Origin of the sequence: Streptomyces sp. NPDC048197 (assembly GCF_043202395.1) — a bacterium.
Taxonomy (GTDB): Bacteria; Actinomycetota; Actinomycetes; order Streptomycetales; family Streptomycetaceae; genus Streptomyces; species Streptomyces siderophoricus.
On sequence record NZ_JBIDAJ010000001.1, the window covers coordinates 527,665 to 547,757 of the forward strand.

The following is a 20,093-nucleotide window of genomic DNA, read 5'->3' on the forward strand; positions in this document are numbered from 1 at the left end:
TTCACGTGAAACATGGCGGACGGGCGGTCGCGGCGCTGACGGCGCTGGTCGGGGTGGCCGTACTTCCCGGGACGGTGGGCGTGGCCTCGGCCACGACCCTGCCCGGCTACCGGGTGGCGGACGACGCCACGGCGGTCAAGGGCACCGCCAGCCGCGCGGACGCCCCCGCGCTCAAGCCCGGGCTGCACACCGACTCCCTCCGGCGCGGACAGCAGAAGTACTACGCGGTCACCCTCGACGCCACGACCAACGCCTACTTCTCGGTGGTGGCCGCGCCCCGGCCTGGCACCAAGATCGAGGACTACAAGGACCAGTTCACCGTCAGCGTCCAGGACAGCAGCGGCCAGCCCTGCAGCACGGATGCGACACCGTCCTTCCACGGCGGCGGAATGGCCTATCCGATCGCCGACTACGCCACCCGCCGGATCGGCAGCGACCGCACCCAGTGCCAGGAGCCCGGACCGTACTTCGTCGTCCTCACCCGGGAGGGATCGCAGACCTCAGGGCCCGACGCCTGGCCGGTCGAGCTGGATTACCTGCAGGAGCCTGCGATCAAGGGCAGTGCCCCCGCCCGCCCGGAGCCGGGCTCCTGGTCCACCGCCACGCCCCCTGCGCGTACCGACGCCACCAAGCGCCGGGCCAAGGGCGGCACCAGCTTCAACGACGCGGGCTCGGTCGCCACCGGGGTGTGGAAGGACCACATCGAGCCGGGCGAGACCCGCTTCTACCGCGTTCCGGTGGACTGGGGCCAGCGGCTCAACCTCAGCGCGGAGCTGCCCAACTCGACCACCGGAAAACCGCGTTTCCTCGCCAACGCGCTCGGGCTGAGCGTCTACAACCCGGCCCGTGGTGCGGTCGGCAACGACAGTTTCGTCGCGTACGACAACGGGGCCGCCGCGAAGAAGTTCACCGCACCCGTTGATTACGGCAACCGCTTCAACCCGACCGACGCGGTCAGCGCGATGCGCTTCGCCGGCTGGTACTACCTGGAAGTGAGCCTCAACCCCAACACCGCCCCGTACTTCGCCAAGGGCGCCGACCTCACGCTCCGGGTGGACGTCCGCCAGAGCCCCAAGCCGGGCCCCACGTACGCCTCCCCCAGCAAGGACTTCTCCGTCACCCCCGACGACCGGGAGGCGGCGCGGAACGGCCGCACCGCCACGGAGGACTCGGCGCGGAGCGGCACCCTGATGACGGTCGCGTACGCCGGGATCGGCACGGGCGTGGTGCTGCTGACCGGGCTCGGGGCGTGGACGCTGGTGGCCCGGCGGTCCGCGGCGGCCGGGCCGCCGGCCCGACGGACGCCGGAGGGCCGGCGGTTCGGGCCACCGGGGGGCCGGTAGGCCGGGGCGGCCGGCGGGCGGGGCGAGGCTCAGGCAGTGAGCAGCGCCCAGACGCCGACCGCGATGCACAGCAGCGCCACGATCAGCACCGGGACCGCGACCTTCGGGGGCGGTCCCGGCTTGCGGTACGGGGCGGGCGGCGCCACGGCCGGAGCGGCGACCGGCATACCGGCCGGCGGCCGCCCGGGGACCGGGTGCGGGCCCGCCGTGTAGGGACGGGTGGCGGCCGCCTCGGGGCGGACCGCGGCGGTGGGTTCGTACGCCGGCACCGGAGGCGGCGGGGGCACCGCGGGGACCGGCTGGGGCAGGGGAGCGGGCGTCGGCGGGGTGGACGGCTCCGGCGGGGTGCGCGGCTCCGGCGGGGCGAGCGGGAAGCTGTCGGTGCCGATGGGGGAGCCACGCCCGGCCGTCGCGGAACCGGCCGTCCCGGGGTCGGTGACGGAGCCGCGCCCAGCAGTCCCGGCACTGGCCGCCCCGGCACCGGCCGTCGCGGAACCGGCCGTCCCGGTGCCGGCCGCCGCGGGCCCGCCGTCCTGCGTGGGCTCGTCCGGCCCGCCGGTCGTCAGTGGCCCGTCCGGTCCGAACCCGGCCGGGAGCGGCCCGATGTGGTCGAAGACCTCGACGATCTCGTCCTCGACCGTCGCCTCCGGCAGCAGCTCGACCACCGACAGGATCGCCTTGCGCGCCCCCGTGGCCGTCTTGAACCGGGCGTCCGGGTTCGGGTGCACCAGGGACGCCAGCACCTGCCACAGCGGCTCGGGTACGCCCTCGGGCGCGCTCGGGATCCCGTCGGCGAAGTGCCCGATCAGCGCCTCGGGATCCGGTTTGACGCCGGTGAGCAGGTAGATCGCGACCAGCCCGACGGCGAACAGGTCGCCGGGGAAGTCCGGTTCGGCGCCGAGCAGTTGCTCCGGCGCGAAGTAACCGGGCGTCCCCACCACGTAGTTGGCCTCGGTGAGCCGGGGCTCGCCCTTGCGCATCGCGATGCCGAAGTCCGACAGCCGCAGATGCGGGCGGCCGGTGCCGGTGGCCTCCAGCAGGATGTTCGCCGGCTTGATGTCCCGGTGCACCACGCCCTCCGCGTGCACAGCGGTCAGCCCGGCCAGCAGCTGGTCCAGCAGCGTGCACACGAACCGCGCCGGCAGGGGCCCGTAATCGCCGGTCAGATGGGCCAGCGAGCCGCCGCTCACCAGGTCCATGGTGAACAGCACCTTGTCGTCGTCCGCCGCCCAGCTCGCCGGGGCCAGCACGTGCGGATGGTCGATCCGCATGGCCTGTTCGCGGACGAAGCGCAGCAGCGTGTGCGCATCGCTCTGCTGGAGCACCTTCGCCGCCACGTACCGCCGCCGCCGGTGGTCCCAGGCGCGCCAGACCGCGCCCACCCCGCCGCGCCCGATCGGGTCGATCAGCTCGTACCGGCCGGCGAAGATCTCACCCATTGCGCCCCGTCCGCTTCTTGGACCCGCGAAGTCCCCTGTGGCTAACTCTGGTGCGCCTCATAGTGGGCGACCGCGTCCGCGGTGCGACCGGCACCGTAGACCCGGAGGAACTCTGCCAGTTCGGGGTGAGTGGGGGCGAGAGTGTTCGCCGCATCGATGATGTCCCCGGCGTCGGAGACCGAGCGCAGCAGCGACTGGATCTCGCGGACCACCCGGCGGACCGTGGTCGCCCCCGTCGACGACGTCTGCTGCGTGGTGTTGTTCAGCACCGAGCCGCCGGCCGTCTTCTTGATCTCGTCCATGCGGTCGGTGGCCTCGGCGGCGCTGACGCTGCCGTCCGCGACCTGGCCCGACAGCTCCTGCAGCGCCTGGACCCGCTGGACCACGGCCGGGTTGCCTATCTTCGCCCGCTGTCCGCTCATCAGCTGGGAGAGCATCGGGGCCGAGAGCCCGAGCACGGCGGCGAGCCGGGCCTGGTTGAGACCGAGGTCGTCGATGAGTCGGCGGAACAGCGCGCCCAGAGGCTCCCCGTACCAACTGCGCTGCAGCTCCCGGGCCCGCGCGGTGGCTTCCTGCTGTGCTGCGTCCATACCGTCTCCCCTGTCTCCCCGATCGCTTCGCTGCCGCGAATCTCGCGAAGCATCCTACGGAGAGCGACGGTGTGCGGCGATACCCGGTCGGGAAAGCGCCCGGACACCGGGTACCCTGGTGCGCGAAGGGGCCTTAGCTCAGTTGGTAGAGCGCTGTCTTTGCATGGCAGATGTCAGGGGTTCGACTCCCCTAGGCTCCACTCCCCAAGCCCTTCCGGTCGGCGTCACCGCTGGTCAGAAGGGCTTTTTGCTGCCCTGGGAGGCTGACGGGCCATCACCTTGTCCGCGTGCGGGGCCGCGGGCGCCGGCAGGCGAACGGGCCGCGCCCGCCACCCCGCGGACGGGGTGGGGACGCGGCCCGGTGTGCTGCGGCGGTGCCCGGCGTCAGGCCGTGCCGCCGCCGCCTCGCTCATCGGCCTCCTCCTGCTTGGCCTGGACCTCCGGATCGAGCGCGGCGCCCTCGCTGCCGTCGACCGCGCTCAGCCGGCCGCGGTCGCCGACCTCGGTGGGGGCCGGCGGCTCGACCAGCCAGTCCGGGTTGGCCTGCTTGTCCCACCACTTCCATGCGGCGACCGCACCGGCGGCCAGGATGCCCAGCACCGCGAAGCGCTTGACGGCCTTGCCCCGACGGGCACGGCGGCGGTGCTTCTTCTGCAGCCTGGCGATCTCCTTGGCGGTCACCTGGCCGCGCAGTGCGGCGAGCGCGGCGGTACCGCGGGCCACGGCTTCCTCGCGTACCGGATCGGCCGCCGCGCGGGCACTGCTCACGGCGTGTTCCAGCCGGGGCGCGGTGTAGTCGGCGGCCTGGCGGGCCGCCTTGCGGGTCCGGCGCGCCGCCCGGTTCGCCGCCGCGTCCACCTTGGGCGGCAGGGCGCCGCGGGCGTGCTCGATACGCGGATGCAGATGGGCGTCGTACTGCACACGGGCCTGGTGGGCGGCCTGGTGGGCGGCCTCGGCCACCTTGGGGGCCATGCGCGTACGGGCCTCGTGCGCGTAGTGCACGGCGGCGTCCTTGGCCGTACCGGCATACGGAGCCACCGCCTCCGCGGCGTGCCGCACGCTGTCCCTGGCCGAACTGGTCGCGGTGCGCACGCTGTCCTTGCGGGTCACGGGATCCTCCTCCTCGGTGGCGTGTCCGGGGGCTCGGGGGGTCGGTTCCCCTTGTCTGCTATGTCGCCTGTCCACCCGTTGGAAGATCATGCCCGCTCGCGCGACATACGGCATGCGCGAGGTGGCATACGGGTCAATACCGGACACTTCCGGAGCTCTGTGGACGACGATGCCACGCTTTGCCGCCTGCCGCGCCCGAAATCAGTGCGAAGCCCGGTAAGAGGTGGTGGTCCGGCGACGGGAGGGGCACTTCGTGCGAGGATCGGGGGCCCCGTCAGCAAAGACTCATGGAAGGTTGATCGTGGCTGAGCAGCTGTACGCCACCCTGAAGACGAACCAGGGCGACATCGAGATTCGGCTCCTGCCGAACCACGCACCCAAGACGGTCAAGAACTTCGTCGAGCTCGCCAAGGGTGAGCGGGAGTGGACGAACCCGGAGACCGGGGAGAAGACCACCGCTCCGCTGTACGACGGCACCGTCTTCCACCGGGTGATCAGCGGCTTCATGATCCAGGGCGGCGACCCGCTGGGCAACGGCACCGGCGGTCCGGGCTACGAGTTCGGCGACGAGTTCCACCCCGACCTGGCCTTCGACAAGCCGTACCTGCTGGCCATGGCCAACGCCGGCCCGGGCACCAACGGCTCCCAGTTCTTCGTCACGGTCTCCCCGACCGCCTGGCTGACCGGCAAGCACACCATCTTCGGTGAGGTCAGCAACGAGGCGAGCAAGAAGGTGGTGGACGCCATCGCCACCACCCAGACCAACCCGCGCACCGACCGTCCGGTCAAGGACGTGGTGATCGAGTCGGTGGTCGTCGAGACCCGCTGACCCGCGGTGCGCCCGGACGCGGCCCGGGAACCATTGCGCCCCGGTGCCGTCTGGGGAACCATTGCGCCCCGCCTGGACGTAAATCAAGCGGGGCGCGCAGCCCGTCCGGGGGTGGTGGTCGGGCGACGGGCGGGAGGGGCGGTGTGTTTCGATGCCGCCCGGCGGATGTGGAAGAGGACGAGGGGACCGATGGACCAGGTGCCAGGCAGCCCGCAGGAGCCGCAGGACGCGCGGGGCGATGACGGCCTGCCCGGCTGCTACCGCCATCCGGACCGCCCGAGCGGCATCCGCTGTACCCGCTGCGACCGCCCGATCTGCCCCGAGTGCATGGTCAGTGCCTCGGTCGGGTTCCAGTGCCCGGACTGCGTACGCGGCGGCAGCGGCACCGGCCACTCCCCGCGGGCGACCGCCCCGCGCACGCTCGCGGGCGGCGCGGTCGCGGCCGACCGGCGACTGGTCACCAAGATCCTTCTGGGGCTGAACGCCGCGGTGTTCGTGGCCGTGCTGGCAACCGGCGGCCAGACCAGCCCGCTGCCCGACCGGCTCGACCTGCTGGGCCTGGCTGCCGACCCGACCCGCTACCAGCTCGTCGGGGTCGCCGCGGGCGAGTGGTACCGCCTGCTGACCGCGATGTTCCTGCACCAGCAGGTCGCGCACATCGCGTTCAACATGCTCTCGCTGTGGTGGCTGGGCCCGCCGCTGGAGGCGGCGCTCGGCCGGCTGCGGTTCACCGCGCTGTACCTGCTCTCCGGTCTGGGCGGCAGCGCGCTGTCGTACCTCCTCGCCGCCCAGAACCAGCCCTCGCTGGGGGCGTCCGGCGCGATCTTCGGCCTGCTGGGGGCGACCGCGGTGCTGATGCGCCGGCTCAATTACGACATGAAGCCGGTGCTGATCCTGCTCGCCCTCAACCTGGGCTTCACGTTCCTGTGGCCGCACATCGCATGGCAGGCGCACGTCGGCGGGCTGATCGTGGGCGCCGCGGTGGCGTTCGGGATGGTGCACGCACCGCGTGACCGGCGGAACGCGGTGCATGTGGCGACGTGCGCGGTGGCGGTGCTGGCGATCGCCGCGGTGGTGTGGGTACGGACCCTCCAGCTGCTGGGCTGAGGGGTCGTTCCCACACGTTGTCCACAGTGCGTGGCCGATCTTGTGCAAGCTGTGCGGAACTCTGCTTCCGGACCGCTCTGACCTGTGTTTCCGCAGGAAGAACCGGGGAGGGAGCGGCCGGGCGAAGGGCCCGGCCGATCACACCGGCGTCAACCGCCGGAGGGTTATCCACAGATCTTCTGAAGTTTTCCCCGGCTGTGGATAACCGTGTGGATGGCCTTGGGCAGGGCTTGCGCTACTTCCACTGGGTGGATACGCCGAAGCCCACCGCGATGAAGCCGAAACCGCAGACGATGTTCCAGTTGCCCATGGCCGCGACCGGCAGATCGCCCTCGGACACGTAGAACAGCACGATCCACACAAGACCGATCAGGAACATCGCCAGCATCACAGGCGCCACCCAGCCCCGACCGGAGTTCATCTTCAGGTTGGTGGTCTTCGCCGGCGGCGGCGTGAAATCGTCCTTCTTGCGGATCCGTGACTTCGGCACGAGGAACTCTCCTGTCGATGCGCTGCGGGGTGCGCCGGGCGCGGACGCGGTGGGGTCGGATTCCTTTCCCGGGCGTCCGTTAGCGTAGTGCTTCCGCGGCGTCGTAAGGAGTAAGGGTACGTTGAGCAATCCCGCCGACCCCTCAGGCCTTCCCCGCCGTGCCCGTCTGCGGCCCGTCCGGCTGCTGACCCTCGTGGTCTTCGCCCTCGCCGGGCTGCTGTTCTGGCTGAGCTTCGACACCGCGCGGGGCACCAATCTGCGCTCCGACGATTCCATGCTGCGCCTCTCCGACCTCATCCAGGAACGCAGCCACAAGAACGGCGTCCAGGACGACCGCAACGCCACCCTGCGCGGGGAGGTCGACGCCCTCGCCCGGCGTGACAACGGCAGCTCCGCCGCCGAGGACGCCAAGCTCCGGGCTCTGGAGAAGAGCGCCGGCACCAAGCCGGTGTCCGGGCAGGGCGTGACGGTCACGCTCATGGACGCCCCGCCGAACGCCACCGCCAAGATCCCCGGCGTCCCCGAGCCGCAGCCCAACGACCTGGTCATCCACCAGCAGGACCTCCAGGCCGTGGTCAACGCCCTGTGGCACGGCGGCGCCAAGGGCATCAAGGTCATGGACCAGCGGCTGATCTCCACCAGCGCGGTCCGCTGCGTCGGCAACACCCTGATCCTCCAGGGGCGGGTCTACTCCCCGCCGTACAAGATCACCGCGGTCGGCGACCGCGAGGCGCTCAACAACGCGCTGACCGCTTCCCCCGCCATCCAGAACTACCTGCAGTACGTCAACGCCTACGGCCTCGGCTGGAAAGTCGACCAGCGCGAGGCGGTGACTCTGCCCGGCTACTCCGGCACAGTGGATCTCCACCACGCACAGCCTGTGAAGCCGTAAGCCGTGCCCGCGGGCCGGCGGGAGGGCGGGCCGGATGACACTGCGGAGCCGGACGGCGGCGCGATGGGTCGTACGGACGCTCAGCGAGATCTGCCTCACCGCCGGCGCACTGATCGTCCTCTTCGTGGTCTACCTGCTCTTCTGGACCGGCGTACGGGCCGACAGCGCCATGGACGGCGAGATCGGCAAGCTCCACGACCGGTGGTCGTCCGGCGCGGCGGCCGCCCCCGACCGCACGCCGCCGCCCGGTGAGAGCCCCACCGCGGCCCCGCCGCCCCGCCGTTACCGGTCGGGCGACTCCTTCGCCGTGATGTACGTCCCGCGCTTCGGCGCCGACTGGGCCAAGCCCGTCCTGGAAGGCACCGCGACCGGCACCCTCCAGCGCGGCCTCGGCCACTACGCCCGCACCGCGCGCCTCGGCGACCTCGGCAACTTCGCCGTCGCCGGCCACCGCCGCACGTACGGCGACCCCTTCAAGGACTTCCCCGAGCTGCGGCCCGGGGACGCCGTGGTCCTGTCCGACGGCACGACCTGGTTCACCTACCGCATCGACAACCGCCCCTACACGACGCTGCCGGGCGACATCGGCGTGATCGACCCGGTGCCGCGGAAGTCCGGCTTCAACGGCCCGGGCCGCTACCTCACGCTGACCACCTGCGAACCGGAGTGGGGGCACAGCCACCGGCTGATCGCCTGGGCCCACCTCGATGCCACCCAACCCGTCGCCCAGGGAAGGCCGTCGGCTTTGACCGGCTGACCCACCCGCCCCCGCCCTCGCCCCTTACTCTGGTGTCGCAATCGACATCGTCATCGGCATCGGCAAGGGGACAGCGACAGCATGTACGGCTGGATCTGGCGGCATCTGCCGGGCAACACATGGGTCAAGGCGCTGATTTCCGTGGTGCTCGTACTGGCGGTCGTCTTCGTACTCTTCCAGTACGTCTTTCCGTGGGCGGAGCCGCTGCTGCCCTTCAATGACGTCACTGTCGACGAAGGGATGGCTGCCCTCTGATGACCGCACGGATTCTCGTCGTCGACAACTACGACAGCTTCGTCTTCAACCTCGTCCAGTACCTCTACCAGCTCGGTGCCGAGTGTGAGGTGCTGCGCAACGACGAGGTCGCCCCCCGGCACGCCCAGGACGGCTTCGACGGCGTCCTGCTCTCGCCCGGCCCCGGTACGCCCGAGCAGGCCGGCGTCTGCGTCGACATGGTCCGGCACTGCGCGGACACCGGTGTCCCGGTCTTCGGCGTCTGCCTGGGCATGCAGTCGATGGCGGTGGCCTACGGCGGGGTGGTGGACCGGGCGCCCGAGCTGCTGCACGGCAAGACCTCCCTCGTCGAGCACGGCGGCAAGGGCGTCTTCGCCGGACTGCCCTCGCCGTTCACCGCGACCCGCTACCACTCGCTGGCCGCCGAACCCGCCACCGTCCCGGACGCGCTGGAGGTCACGGCCCGCACGCACGACGGCATCATCATGGGCCTGCGGCACCGCCAACTCCCGGTGGAGGGCGTGCAGTTCCACCCCGAGTCGGTGCTGACGGAGTGGGGGCACCGGATGCTGGCCAACTGGCTCGTCGAATGCGGCGACGCAGGAGCAGTGGAGCGCTCGACGGGGCTCGCCCCGGTGGTCGGCAAGGCCGGCGCGTGACCGACCTACGCCCCGAGCGTGAAGGGAGATCCTTCGAGCCGCACGGGCCGGAAGAGCCGTACGCGCCGCAGGACCCGTACGGGCCCCCGGACCCGCTCGGGCAGCCCGATGCGTTCGAGGCGGCGGTGGGCCGGCTCAGCGACCCGCTGAACGACCCCCTGCCGGGCCAGGACGCGCCGCCGCCCGGCACCGGCCGGCGGCGGCGCCATGCGGCCCCACCGGCCGACGAGGGGCCGTCCTCGCCCTGGTTCCGCCCCCACCAGGAGCCACCGCCCCCGGCCCCGGCCCGGCCCGACCCCGCTACGCCGCGGTCCTACGGCCCGGACCCCGCCGCCTACGGTCAGGCGTACGGCCCCCGCACCCGGTCCCGCGGCCCCGCTCCCACCGCGCCCGAACCGATACCCGGGCCGCAGACCGCAGCCGCGCCCCCGGCGGCGCCCGTGCCCGCCCCGGCCGCTCCCGCCGTGCCTGCGCCCGCCGCGATGCCGCGGCGGGACGACGAGACCATGGCCCTGCGCCAGGCGGAAAAGGCCGGACCGGCCGGCCGGGGCGCCGTTTCACGTGAAACCGATGCCGATTCACGTGAAACAGGAGCCGGTGTTTCACGTGAAACCACGACCACGGCGTCCGGGTCGGCCGCGGCAGAGACACCCGTGCCCGGCGGTCGCGCGGCCCGCCGTAAGGCCGCTCAGGAGGCCGCCAGGAAAGGCGGCCGGCGCGCCCGTCACAGCGGCGTTGCCCCCGCGGCCGCTGCCACGGCCTCCGAGCCGGCGCGCCCCCTCTCCCGTGTGGAGGCCCGCCAGGCCGCCCGCGCCGCGAAGGACAGCCCCAGCCTGATCGCCAGCCGCGCCCTGGGCGAGGCCTTCATCACCCTCGGCGTGCTGATGCTGCTGTTCGTCACCTACCAGCTGTGGTGGACGAATGTGCGGGCCGAGGAGGAAGCCGGCGGTGCCGCCACCAACCTCGAGCACGAGTGGAACAAGGGCGGCGCGGAGAAGAAGAACCTCGCCGTCGGCGAGCGCTTCGGGATCATGTACATCCCGAAGCTCGATGTGAAGGCACCGATAGCGGAGGGCACCGACAAGCACTCCGTGCTGGACCACGGCATGGTCGGTCACTACGACAAGAGCAGCGGGATCAAGACCGCGATGCCGTGGGACAAGAAGGGCAACTTCGCGGTCGCTGCCCACCGCAACACCCACGGCGAGCCGTTCCGCTACATCAACCGGCTCGTCAAGGGCGACAAGGTCATCGTCGAGACGAAGGCCGCGTACTACACGTACGAGATGGAGAGCGTGCTCCCGCAGACCTCACCCAGCAATACCAGCGTGATCACGCCCGTACCGCCCGGTTCGGGCTTCACCAAGCCCGGCCGCTACATCACCCTGACGACCTGCACCCCGGAATTCACCAGTACCTTTCGGTTGATCGTCTGGGGCAAGATGGTCGACGAGCGGCCGCGGAGCAAGGGCAAACCGGCAGCGCTCGGCGGCTAGAAAACAAGAGGGGTGCTACGCGGTGACTGCAACCGGAACCGACGAAGAGAGCGACCGGTCCGCGCCGCCGCCCTCGCCACCGCGCCGGGTGCGCCGGACCATCGCGTCCGTCGTCAGCGTCATCGGTGAGCTGCTGATCACCACCGGCCTGATCCTGGGCCTGTTCGTCGCGTACTCGCGGTGGTGGACCAACGTCCTCGCCGACCGCGAGGCGCACCAGCAGAGCGACCAGGTGCGCCGGCACTGGGCCAGCAGCGGCCCCAAGGGGCCCGGGGCACTGGACACCAAGGACGGCATCGGCTTCCTGCACGTCCCCGCGATGGACAACGGCGAGGTGCTGGTCAAGAAGGGCACCAGCACCGAGGTCCTCAACGAGGGCGTGGCCGGCTATTACACCAAGCCGGTCAAGTCGGCGCTGCCGCAGGACAAGAGGGGCAACTTCACGCTTGCCGCGCACCGCGACGGCCACGGCGCGAAGTTCCACAACATCGACAAGCTCAAGGACGGCGACCCGGTCGTCTTCGAGACCAAGGACACCTGGTTCATCTACAAGGTCTTCGCGGTCCTGCCCGAGACCTCGAAGTACAACGTCGACGTCCTCAACAAGGTCCCCAAGGAGTCCGGCAAGCACCAGGCCGGCCGCTACATCACCCTCACGACCTGCACCCCCGTCTACACCTCGACCTACCGCTACATCGTCTGGGGCGAGCTGGAGCGCACGGAAAAGGTCGACGCGGACCGCACTGTGCCGAAGGAACTGCGCTAGCCGCACAGGGCCCGCCATGGCCCCGTACCGCCCACCCGGCACACGACGAAGCCCCGACGCCCTCCACGGGCTGCCGGGGCTTCCTCGTCGTGCTGTGCGGCTGTCAGCCGCCGAACGGTCCGCCTATGAATCCGCCGCCGTTGTCGCCGCCGTTGTCACCGCCACCGCCACCGATGGTGGTCAGCGTCACGGTGGTCGACTTCGGGTCGGACGGGGTGTTCCCCGCGGGGTCCTGGTTGACCACCCGGGCGTTGTCGTCCTGCGGCCCGTTGATCTGGATGTTCGTGAAGCCGGCCTGCTGCAGCGCCTTCTTCGCGTCCTTCAGCTTCTGGGTCCGCACCTCCGGCACCGGCGTCTGCGCGGCCGCCTTGCCGATCACCAGGTTGACCGTGGAGCCGCTCTTGGCCGGGGTGTTGCCCGCCGGGCTCTGGTCCAACACCTTGCCGACCTGGCTCGGGTCGGGGGCGTCCTGCTCGGTCTTGGTGACGTTGAAGCCCAGATCCTTCAGCTGCTTCTCGGCCGCCGCCGCGTCCTGGCCCTTGACGTCCGGGACGCTGGTCTTCTGGATCTCCTTGGCGACGGTGAGGGTGATCTCGGTGTCCTTGGTCGCCTTGCTCCCGCCGTCGGGGTTCTGCCTGATGACGGTGCCCGCCGTACGGTCGGACTCCTCATCGACCCGCTTGATGTTGTCGAAGCCCTTGTTGTGGAGCTCCCTCTCGGCTTCCTCGACCTTCAGGCTCTTGACGTCAGGGACCGGCACCTTGGCCGCCCCGGAGCAGATCGTCACCGTGATCGTGTCGTTCTTGGCGATCTGGGTGTTGGCCTCCGGGGACTGGGAGGTGACCTGGTTCTTCTTGACGTTGGTGCAGGGCTTGCGGCCGGCCGATTCGACCGTGAAGGAGCTGTTCACCCCGGACTGCTTGGCTTCCCTCAGCGTCCGGCCGACAAGGTTCGGGGCGGGGAACTTGCCGTCCTGCTTGTTGCCGGTGAACATCGCCTTGCCGATGAAGATCGCGCCGACCAGGACCAGCACCGCGGCCAGGACCAGCAGGATCGTCGAGACGTTGCTCTTCTTCTGGCCGCCGCCGCGGCGCCGGTCGGTCCGCTCGTCGTAGCCGTAGCCGCCGTCGTCCGGGTTCATCGGCGGGAGCATCGTGGTCTGGCCCGCCGGGTCCTGCGCCCGCAGCATCGTCGTGGGCTGGTCCTGGTCGTAACCGGCCGCGCCCATCGCCGAGGTCGCCGCGACCGGCTGGCCCTCCAGCGCCGCCTCGATGTCGGCGCGCATCTCGTCCGCCGACTGGTAGCGGTAGTCCGGGTCCTTGACCAGCGCCTTCAGGACGATCGCGTCCATCTCCGGCGTGATCTCGGGGTCGAAGTTGCTCGGCTTCTGCGGCTCCTCGCGGACGTGCTGGTACGCCACCGCGACCGGCGAGTCACCGACGAACGGCGGCCGCACGGTCAGCAGCTCGTACAGCAGACAGCCGGTGGAGTACAGGTCGGAGCGGGCGTCGACCTGCTCGCCCTTGGCCTGCTCCGGCGAGAGGTACTGCGCGGTGCCGATGACCGCCGCGGTCTGCGTCATCGTCATGCCGGCGTCGCCCATCGCGCGGGCGATGCCGAAGTCCATGACCTTGACCTGACCGGTGCGGGTCAGCATGACGTTGGCCGGCTTGATGTCGCGGTGGACGATCCCGGCCCGGTGGGAGTACTCCAGCGCCTGCAGGACGCCGATGGTCATCTCCAGCGAGCGCTCGGGCAGCAGCTTTCTTCCGGAGTGCAGCAGCTCACGCAGCGTCGATCCGTCGACGTACTCCATGACGATGTACGGGATCGAGACACCGTCGACGTAGTCCTCGCCGGTGTCGTAGACCGCGACGATCGACGGATGGTTCAGCGAGGCGGCCGACTGGGCCTCACGGCGGAACCGGGCCTGGAAGGACGGGTCACGGGCGAGGTCCACCCGCAGCGTCTTCACAGCCACGGTGCGGCCCAGGCGGGTGTCATGCGCGAGGTACACCTCGGCCATGCCACCGCGGCCGAGCACCGAGCCCAGCTCGTACCGGCCGCCGAGGCGACGCGGCTCTTCCATAAGCTTCTCCAGCCCTCTCCGTCAGTCCCGACCGCACCCGTGTGTGTGGTCCGGCGGTGTGCTGTCCGGGCTACCGTACCCGGCACGCCCTACCGGACCGGGCCGGAGCCGCAACCTGATATGCGACCGGTATTGGCATGGCCCGGGTCACTTCTCGCCTTCGAGCACCGCTTCCATGACGCGCTTGGCGATCGGAGCGGCGAGCTTTCCACCCGCGATGTCGCTGCGCAGGGTGTCGGATCCCTCAATGACCACGGCGACCGCGACGGGGGTGCCCTTGTCGGTCTTGGCGTAGGAGATGAACCAGGCGTACGGGTTGTCCTTGTTGTTCTCGCCGTGCTGGGCGGTACCCGTCTTACCCCCGACTGTGACGTTCGGGATCTGCGCGTTGGTTCCCGTGCCCTCCTTGACCACGGTCTCCATGATGCTCTGGACCTTCTGGGCGTTCTCCGGGCTCAGCGGCCGGCTCATCTCCTGCGGCGTGTGCTGCTGCACCACGTTGAGGTTCGGCGCGACCAGGCTCTCGACCATGTACGGCTTCATCAGCTTGCCGCCGTTGGCGACCGCCGAGGCGACCATGGCCATCTGCAGCGGGGTGGCCCGGTTGGATGCCTGGCCGATGCCCGCCATCGCGTTCTGCGGCCGGTTGTCCGTCGGGAAGATGCTCTCCGCGGCCCGGACCGGGGTGTCGATCTTGGCGTTGTTGAACCCGAACTTCTCCGCCTCGGCCTTCATCTTCTTGTTGCCGAGGTCCGCGCTGATCTTGCCGAAGACGGTGTTGCAGGAGTACCGCAGCGCCTGCCGCAGGCTGGCGTTCTCACACGGGATGCTGCCCTCGTTCTTCAGCTCGATGCCCGACGTGTCGGGCAGCGTGTACGGAAGGGGCGAGCGGGTGTCGGCATCGACGTCGGTGTAGAGCCCGTTCTCCAGCGCCGCCGAGGCCGTGACGACCTTGAAGGTGGAGCCCGGCGGGTAGGTCTGGCGCAGCGCCCGGTTGAGCATCGGCTCGTCGGGGTTGTTCTTCTTCTGCAGCCCGTTGTACGCCTTGGCGTCCTTGTCGCTCATCCCGGCGAAGGTGGACGGGTCGTACGAGGGGGTGCTGGCCAGCGCCAGGATCGCGCCGGTCTCCGGGTTGATCGCGGCGACCGCGCCCTTGCTGTTCCCGAGCCCGTCGAAGGCGGCCTTCTGGGCCTTGGCGTCCAGCGTGGTCACCACGTTGCCGCCCTTCTGCTTGCTGCCGGTGAACATGTCCACCGTGCGGCTGAAGAAGAGCCGGTCGTCGGTGCCGGTGAGGATGCCGTCGTTGAGCTTCTCCAGCTGGTTGGCGTCGAACGCCTGCGAGGCGTAGCCGGTGACCGGCGCCCACATCTTGCCGTTCTTGTACGTGCGCTTGTACTTGAAGTCACCGCTGTCGGTGGTCGTCGAGCCGGTGACCGCCTTGCCGTCCACGATGATGTTGCCGCGCGGCGTGCTGTAGCGCTCGATCGCGACCCGGCGGTTGTGCGAGTCGTTCTTGAGTTCGTCGCCCTTGACGAACTGCACCCAGTTGACACGGACCAGCAGGGCGAGGACGAGCAGGCCGCAGAAGATCGCGACCCGGCGCAGGGGCTTGTTCACGGGCGGACCACCTGGGTCATCTCGGCGTCGGTGGACGGTGCGGGGGTCGGTGCCGGGCGGCGCGCGGTGTCGCTGATGCGCAGCAGGATGGCCACCAGCGCCCAGTTGGCGATGACGGAGGAACCACCCTGGGCCAGGAACGGCATCGTCATACCGGTGAGCGGGATGAGGCCGGTCACACCGCCGGCGACGACGAAGACCTGCAGGGCGAAGGCGCCGGACAGGCCGATCGACAGCAGCTTGCCGAAGGGGTCGCGGGCGGCCAGCGCCGTACGGATACCGCGCTCGATCAGCAGACCGTAGAGCAGCAGGATCGCCATCAGGCCGGCCAGGCCGATCTCCTCGCCGACCGTGGCGAGGATGTAGTCGCTCTTGGGGGCGATACCGCCGATGAGCCGGGAGTAGCCCTGGCCCAGGCCCGAGCCGAGGATGCCGCCGGAGCCGAAGGAGTACATCGCCTGCGCGGTCTCGGTGACACCGCCGTTGAGCAGCTCCAGCGGGTTCAGCCAATTGTGGACACGCACCTGGACGTGGGACTCGAACGTGGCCACCGCGACCGCGCCGCCCGCGCTGAGCAGCAGACCGAAGACGATCCAGCTGGTCCGCTCGGTGGCCACGTACAGCATGATCACGAAGAGGCCGAAGAACAGCAGCGAGGTACCCAGGTCCGTCTCGAAGACCAGGATCATCAGGCTGAGCGCCCAGATGACGAGGATCGGGCCGAGGTCGCGGCCGCGCGGGAGGTACAGGCCCATGAAGCGGCGGCTGGCCAGCGCCAGCGCGTCCCGCTTCACCATCAGGTAGCCCGCGAAGAAGATCGCGATGATGATCTTGGCGAACTCACCCGGCTGCAGCGAACCGACACCGGGGATGGTGATCCAGATGCGCGCGCCGAAACGGGCCGGGAAGAAGATCGGCGCGATCAGCAGCACCAGCGCCACCACCATCGAGATGTAGGTGTAGCGCTGCAGGACGCGGTGGTCCTTCAGGAAGATCAGCACGCCGAGGAAGAGCGCGACACCCAGCGTCGACCACATCAGCTGCCCCGGCGCCATCGCACCGCCCAGCTGCGGGGTGCTGATCTGCGGCTCCTGGTCCAGGCGCCAGATGAACACCAGGCCCAGACCGTTCAGGAGCGTCGCGATCGGCAGCATCAGCGGGTCCGCGTACGGCGCCCACTTGCGCACGACGAGGTGGGCGACACCGGCCAGCAGGCCGAGACCCAGTGTGTAGCCGAGCACGCCGGCGGGCACGGCCTCTTCCTTGGCCAGCCCGACGTTGATGTACGCGAACACCGGGATCAGCACGGCGAAGACGAGCATCGCCAGCTCGGTGTTGCGGCGGCTCGGGGCTCCGATCGTGCCGATGGTGGTGGTGTTGGTGGTACTGCTCATGAGATGTACGGCCCCCTACGCCCTACTGCTGGGTGCTGCAATTCTTTTCCAGCTTCTGCTGCTCCTCGGAGGGGGCCTGGCTGGGAGTGGGTGTGGGAGTCGCGGACGCGGGCGCCGACAGCGCCCCCGCCGTACCGGTGCCGGGCTTGGTGGTCGGCGTACCGGGCTTGGTCGGCGTGCCGGGCTTGGAACCGGGCTTGGCGGGTGTCCCCGCCTGGCCCTTGCCCTTGTTGCGCGCCGCTTCGCGCTCGGCGGCCTCCCGCTGCTCCTTGCTGCGGCAGGCGTTGGCCTGCTTGCTCAGCTCGGTGACCTTGTCGCCGCCCTGCATGCGGCTGTCGACCGCGATCGTCTGCTTGACCTGGTTGCGCTGGTACAGCGGCAGGTACTTGAGTTCGATCTCGGGGTGGTCCTCGTCCACGGCATTGAGCTTGAACCAGGCGAGGTCCTGGCTGATGCCGCGGTACAGCGCCACGTGGTCGTCCTTGGCGCCGACGAAGTACTGGGTCTGCGTCCAGCGGTAGCCCGCGTAGAGCCCGCCGCCGACGACGGCCAGCGCCAGCACGCCGAACAGTGACCGCTTGAGCCACCGCCCGCGCTTGGGCTTGACGAAGTCCTCGTCCATGAACGCGCCGAAGGAGCCCTGCGGCGGACCGCCGACCTCCGGGTCGCCGCTCCCGGGCGGCCCGAAGGCACCACCGGGCGCGGACGGCTGCCCGCCCGGGCGGCCGAGCTCGGCGGCGCGGGCGGCCGGCGTCTGGAGCGTGCTGGGGTCGTTGAGCTGGTTCTGGTTCTCCGCGACGGCACCGACGATCACCGGGGTGTCGTTGAGCTGCCCGGCCATCGTGTCGTTGCCGTCCACGTCCAGGACGTCGGCGACGATGCACGTGATGTTGTCCGGGCCGCCGCCGCGCAGCGCGAGCTGGATCAGCTCCTGCACCGTCTCGTGCGGCCCGTGGTAGCCGGCCAGCGTCTCTTCCAGCGTCTGGTGGCTGACGACGCCGGACAGCCCGTCCGAGCAGATCAGATAGCGGTCGCCGGCCCGCACCTCGCGGATCGACAGATCGGGCTCGACGTGATCACCGCTGCCCAGCGCCCGCATCAGCAGCGACCGCTGCGGATGGGTGGTGGCCTCCTCCTCGGTGATCCGGCCCTCGTCGACCAGCCGCTGCACCCAGGTGTGGTCCTGGGTGATCTGGGTCAGCACACCGTCCCGCAGCAGATACGCGCGGGAGTCGCCGACGTGCACCAGGCCGAGCCGCTGGCCGGTCCACAGGAGCGCGGTCAGCGTCGTCCCCATGCCCTCGAGCTGGGGGTCCTCCTCGACCATCACCCGCAGCTGCTCGTTGGCGCGCTGCACGGCACTGCCGAGCGAGGTCAGGATGTCCGACCCGGGGACGTCGTCGTCGAGCTGGACGAGCGTGGAGATCACCTCGGAGGAGGCGACCTCACCGGCGGCCTGGCCGCCCATGCCGTCCGCGATGGCGAGCAGCCGCGGCCCGGCGTAACCGGAGTCCTCGTTGCCCTCGCGGATCATGCCCTTGTGCGATCCGGCGGCGAAGCGCAGTGACAGACTCATGCGCACCTCACCCGTCGGCTCGGGGTACAGCCGGTCTCGCCTGGCCACACAGCCCACCCTCCGGTCGGGAGCACGCCAGGGTCCGCCGAGTGGACCGCCGCGGCTCGCTCGCTCCGCTCGCTCATTGTCGTACTACTTCCGCAGCTCGATGACGGTCTTGCCGATGCGGATCGGGGCTCCCAGCGGAATCGGTGTCGGGGTCGTCAGTCGGGTCCGGTCCAGGTACGTGCCGTTGGTGGAACCGAGGTCCTCGACGATCCACTGGCCGTCACGGTCCGGGTAGATCCTGGCATGCCTGCTGGACGCGTAGTCGTCGTCCAGCACGATCGTGGAGTCGTGCGCACGGCCCAGGGAGATCGTCTGGCCTTGGAGGGCGACGGTGGTGCCGGTCAGCGACCCCTCGGAGACCACGAGCTTCGTGGGCGCTCCGCGGCGCTGGCGGTTGCCGCCGCGGCCGCCTTCCTGGCGGCGCTGTTGTTGCTGCTGCTGCGGGGGCGCGGCCTGGCGCTGCGTACGGGCTTCCTGCCCGCCGCGCCGGGCGGCCCCGCGCTGGGTCACGCGGGTGCCGAACAGATCGCTGCGGATGACCTGAACGGCCACGATGACGAACAGCCACAGTACGGCGAGGAAACCCAACCGCATGACCGTGAGGGTCAGCTCTGACATTGCCCCCGCTTCACCCTTCGGCTTGCCGGTAAACGATGGTGGTACTGCCCACGACGATCCGCGAGCCGTCGCGGAGACTAGCGCGGGTGGTGTGCTGCCCGTCTACCACGATGCCGTTGGTAGAACCCAGATCCTGGATCGTGGGGGGCGTTCCGACCCGGATCTCACAGTGACGCCGGGAGACACCCGGGTCGTCGATCCGTACGTCAGCGTCGGTGCTGCGGCCCAGCACGAGCGTGGGGCGCGAGATCTGGTGGCGGGTGCCGTTGATCTCGATCCAGCGCCGGGTCTGCGCGTGCGGCTGCGGTCCTGCACCGGGCGGTGCCGTACGGGGTACGGGCTGTGCGCCGCCGGGGGGCGGGGACGAAGGCATGGGGGGCGGACTCACGTGGCCGGCGCCGGGCCGCGGGCCCTGCGGGATCGCCGAGGCGCGCTGGGCGGCCGCTTGGCCCGGGTGGTCCTGGGACGTGCTGGAGGCGAGGGTGCGGCTGCGCACGCGGTACAGGCCGGTGTCGAGATCGTCGGCCTTCTCCAGGTGGACCTTGATCGACCCCATGAAGGTGTAGCGCTGCTGCTTCGCGTAGTCGCGGACCATGCTCGACAGCTCGTCGCCGAGCTGCCCGCTGTACGGGCTCAGCCGCTCGTAGTCGGGGGCGCTCAGTTCGACGATGAAGTCATTGGGGACGACCGTGCGGTCGCGGTTCCAGATGGTGGCGTTGTTGTCGCACTCGCGCTGCAGCGCACCGGCGATCTCGACGGGCTGCACCTCGGACTTGAACACCTTGGCGAAGGTGCCGTTGACGAGACCTTCGAGACGCTGCTCGAAACGCTTCAGTACTCCCACGGGGCACCTCCTTCCTCAGTCTTCGTCGGTGTCGTCCTGATCGGGTGGTCCTGATACTGCTTACTGATCGTATCCACGCCTTGGGAAATCGGCTGGTTCCCCTTTCCCGCCTTGAGGACGAGTGTCGCCTCTCACAGGGTTGCCCGGTGCCTGTCCGCTCCTTGCCCGCTGCTCGTGCACTGCGATCGTAGATGT

At 70.3% G+C, this 20,093-nt stretch carries 19 protein-coding genes and 1 tRNA gene; 10 read left to right on the forward strand and 10 right to left on the reverse strand.

Annotation, left to right across the window (positions count from 1 at the left end):
- Nucleotides 1-5: 5 nt before the first annotated feature.
- Complete coding sequence (locus ACGF4C_RS02370) at nucleotides 6-1,343, forward strand: hypothetical protein (protein WP_393562574.1); 1,338 nt, start codon at nucleotides 6-8, stop codon at nucleotides 1,341-1,343.
- Nucleotides 1,344-1,372: 29 nt separating this feature from the next.
- Here ACGF4C_RS02370 and ACGF4C_RS02375 read toward each other — a convergent pair whose 3' ends face one another.
- Together ACGF4C_RS02375 and ACGF4C_RS02380 are read right to left on the reverse strand one after the other, a co-directional pair.
- Nucleotides 1,373-2,782 (reverse strand): serine/threonine-protein kinase, encoded by a 1,410-nt coding sequence (locus ACGF4C_RS02375; protein WP_393562576.1) that lies wholly within the window; start codon nucleotides 2,780-2,782, stop codon nucleotides 1,373-1,375.
- Between the two features lie 41 nt (nucleotides 2,783-2,823).
- Entirely contained in the window at nucleotides 2,824-3,372 is a 549-nt protein-coding gene (locus ACGF4C_RS02380) for a helix-turn-helix domain-containing protein (protein WP_393562577.1), read from the reverse strand.
- Nucleotides 3,373-3,499: 127 nt separating this feature from the next.
- Here ACGF4C_RS02380 and ACGF4C_RS02385 point away from each other — a divergent pair.
- A tRNA-Ala gene (locus tag ACGF4C_RS02385) sits at nucleotides 3,500-3,572 on the forward strand.
- 184 nt (nucleotides 3,573-3,756) lie between these two features.
- Here the strand turns inward: ACGF4C_RS02385 and ACGF4C_RS02390 are convergent.
- Nucleotides 3,757-4,482, reverse strand: coding sequence for a DUF5324 family protein (locus ACGF4C_RS02390; RefSeq protein WP_393562579.1), 726 nt, complete (start codon nucleotides 4,480-4,482; stop codon nucleotides 3,757-3,759).
- Between the two features lie 301 nt (nucleotides 4,483-4,783).
- Between ACGF4C_RS02390 and ACGF4C_RS02395 the strand changes: the two genes are divergently transcribed.
- Together ACGF4C_RS02395 and ACGF4C_RS02400 are read left to right on the forward strand one after the other, a co-directional pair.
- Entirely contained in the window at nucleotides 4,784-5,311 is a 528-nt protein-coding gene (locus tag ACGF4C_RS02395) for a peptidylprolyl isomerase (RefSeq protein WP_030412293.1), read from the forward strand.
- 189 nt (nucleotides 5,312-5,500) lie between these two features.
- Nucleotides 5,501-6,418: a rhomboid family intramembrane serine protease gene (locus ACGF4C_RS02400; RefSeq protein ID WP_393562581.1), complete on the forward strand. Its 918-nt coding sequence runs from the start codon at nucleotides 5,501-5,503 to the stop codon at nucleotides 6,416-6,418.
- A 235-nt stretch (nucleotides 6,419-6,653) separates the two neighbouring features.
- On the opposite strand, the gene crgA is transcribed toward ACGF4C_RS02400, so the two are convergent.
- A complete protein-coding gene (gene crgA, locus ACGF4C_RS02405) occupies nucleotides 6,654-6,908 on the reverse strand; it encodes a cell division protein CrgA (protein WP_393562583.1) in 255 nt (84 codons plus the stop codon).
- A gap of 121 nt (nucleotides 6,909-7,029) precedes the next feature.
- On the opposite strand from crgA, the gene ACGF4C_RS02410 reads away from it, so the two are divergent.
- The 6 genes from ACGF4C_RS02410 (at nucleotide 7,030) to ACGF4C_RS02435 (ending at nucleotide 11,712) form a co-directional block, all read left to right on the forward strand.
- Nucleotides 7,030-7,800 (forward strand): DUF881 domain-containing protein, encoded by a 771-nt coding sequence (locus ACGF4C_RS02410; protein ID WP_362137755.1) that lies wholly within the window; start codon nucleotides 7,030-7,032, stop codon nucleotides 7,798-7,800.
- Between the two features lie 34 nt (nucleotides 7,801-7,834).
- On the forward strand, nucleotides 7,835-8,557 hold the full coding sequence (locus ACGF4C_RS02415; protein ID WP_393562586.1) for a class E sortase: 723 nt from the start codon (nucleotides 7,835-7,837) through the stop codon (nucleotides 8,555-8,557).
- Between the two features lie 81 nt (nucleotides 8,558-8,638).
- Entirely contained in the window at nucleotides 8,639-8,812 is a 174-nt protein-coding gene (locus ACGF4C_RS02420; RefSeq protein ID WP_030412298.1) for a hypothetical protein, read from the forward strand.
- Nucleotides 8,812-9,450: an aminodeoxychorismate/anthranilate synthase component II gene (locus tag ACGF4C_RS02425; protein ID WP_030412299.1), complete on the forward strand. Its 639-nt coding sequence runs from the start codon at nucleotides 8,812-8,814 to the stop codon at nucleotides 9,448-9,450. Before ACGF4C_RS02420 ends, ACGF4C_RS02425 begins: the two co-directional genes overlap by 1 nt.
- Nucleotides 9,447-10,946, forward strand: a complete 1,500-nt coding sequence (locus ACGF4C_RS02430; protein ID WP_393562588.1) for a class E sortase — start codon at nucleotides 9,447-9,449, stop codon at nucleotides 10,944-10,946. The genes ACGF4C_RS02425 and ACGF4C_RS02430 overlap by 4 nt, the downstream gene beginning before the upstream one ends.
- Nucleotides 10,947-10,968: 22 nt before the next feature.
- Nucleotides 10,969-11,712, forward strand: a complete 744-nt coding sequence (locus ACGF4C_RS02435) for a class E sortase (RefSeq protein ID WP_393562590.1) — start codon at nucleotides 10,969-10,971, stop codon at nucleotides 11,710-11,712.
- 103 nt (nucleotides 11,713-11,815) lie between these two features.
- On the opposite strand, the gene pknB is transcribed toward ACGF4C_RS02435, so the two are convergent.
- From pknB to ACGF4C_RS02465, 6 genes are all read right to left on the reverse strand, one after another.
- Nucleotides 11,816-13,801 carry a Stk1 family PASTA domain-containing Ser/Thr kinase gene (gene pknB / locus ACGF4C_RS02440; RefSeq protein ID WP_393562592.1) on the reverse strand — a complete coding sequence of 662 codons (1,986 nt, stop codon included), beginning with the start codon at nucleotides 13,799-13,801 and terminating at the stop codon, nucleotides 11,816-11,818.
- Nucleotides 13,802-13,948: 147 nt separating this feature from the next.
- Complete coding sequence (locus ACGF4C_RS02445; protein WP_393562594.1) at nucleotides 13,949-15,418, reverse strand: peptidoglycan D,D-transpeptidase FtsI family protein; 1,470 nt, start codon at nucleotides 15,416-15,418, stop codon at nucleotides 13,949-13,951.
- Nucleotides 15,415-16,812 (reverse strand): FtsW/RodA/SpoVE family cell cycle protein, encoded by a 1,398-nt coding sequence (locus ACGF4C_RS02450; RefSeq protein ID WP_030412304.1) that lies wholly within the window; start codon nucleotides 16,810-16,812, stop codon nucleotides 15,415-15,417. The genes ACGF4C_RS02445 and ACGF4C_RS02450 overlap by 4 nt, the downstream gene beginning before the upstream one ends.
- Before the next feature lie 22 nt (nucleotides 16,813-16,834).
- Nucleotides 16,835-18,388 carry a PP2C family protein-serine/threonine phosphatase gene (locus ACGF4C_RS02455; RefSeq protein ID WP_393562597.1) on the reverse strand — a complete coding sequence of 518 codons (1,554 nt, stop codon included), beginning with the start codon at nucleotides 18,386-18,388 and terminating at the stop codon, nucleotides 16,835-16,837.
- Between the two features lie 132 nt (nucleotides 18,389-18,520).
- Complete coding sequence (locus tag ACGF4C_RS02460; protein ID WP_030798432.1) at nucleotides 18,521-19,054, reverse strand: FHA domain-containing protein; 534 nt, start codon at nucleotides 19,052-19,054, stop codon at nucleotides 18,521-18,523.
- Between the two features lie 10 nt (nucleotides 19,055-19,064).
- Complete coding sequence (locus tag ACGF4C_RS02465) at nucleotides 19,065-19,898, reverse strand: DUF3662 and FHA domain-containing protein (protein WP_030412307.1); 834 nt, start codon at nucleotides 19,896-19,898, stop codon at nucleotides 19,065-19,067.
- Nucleotides 19,899-20,093 lie beyond the last annotated feature (195 nt).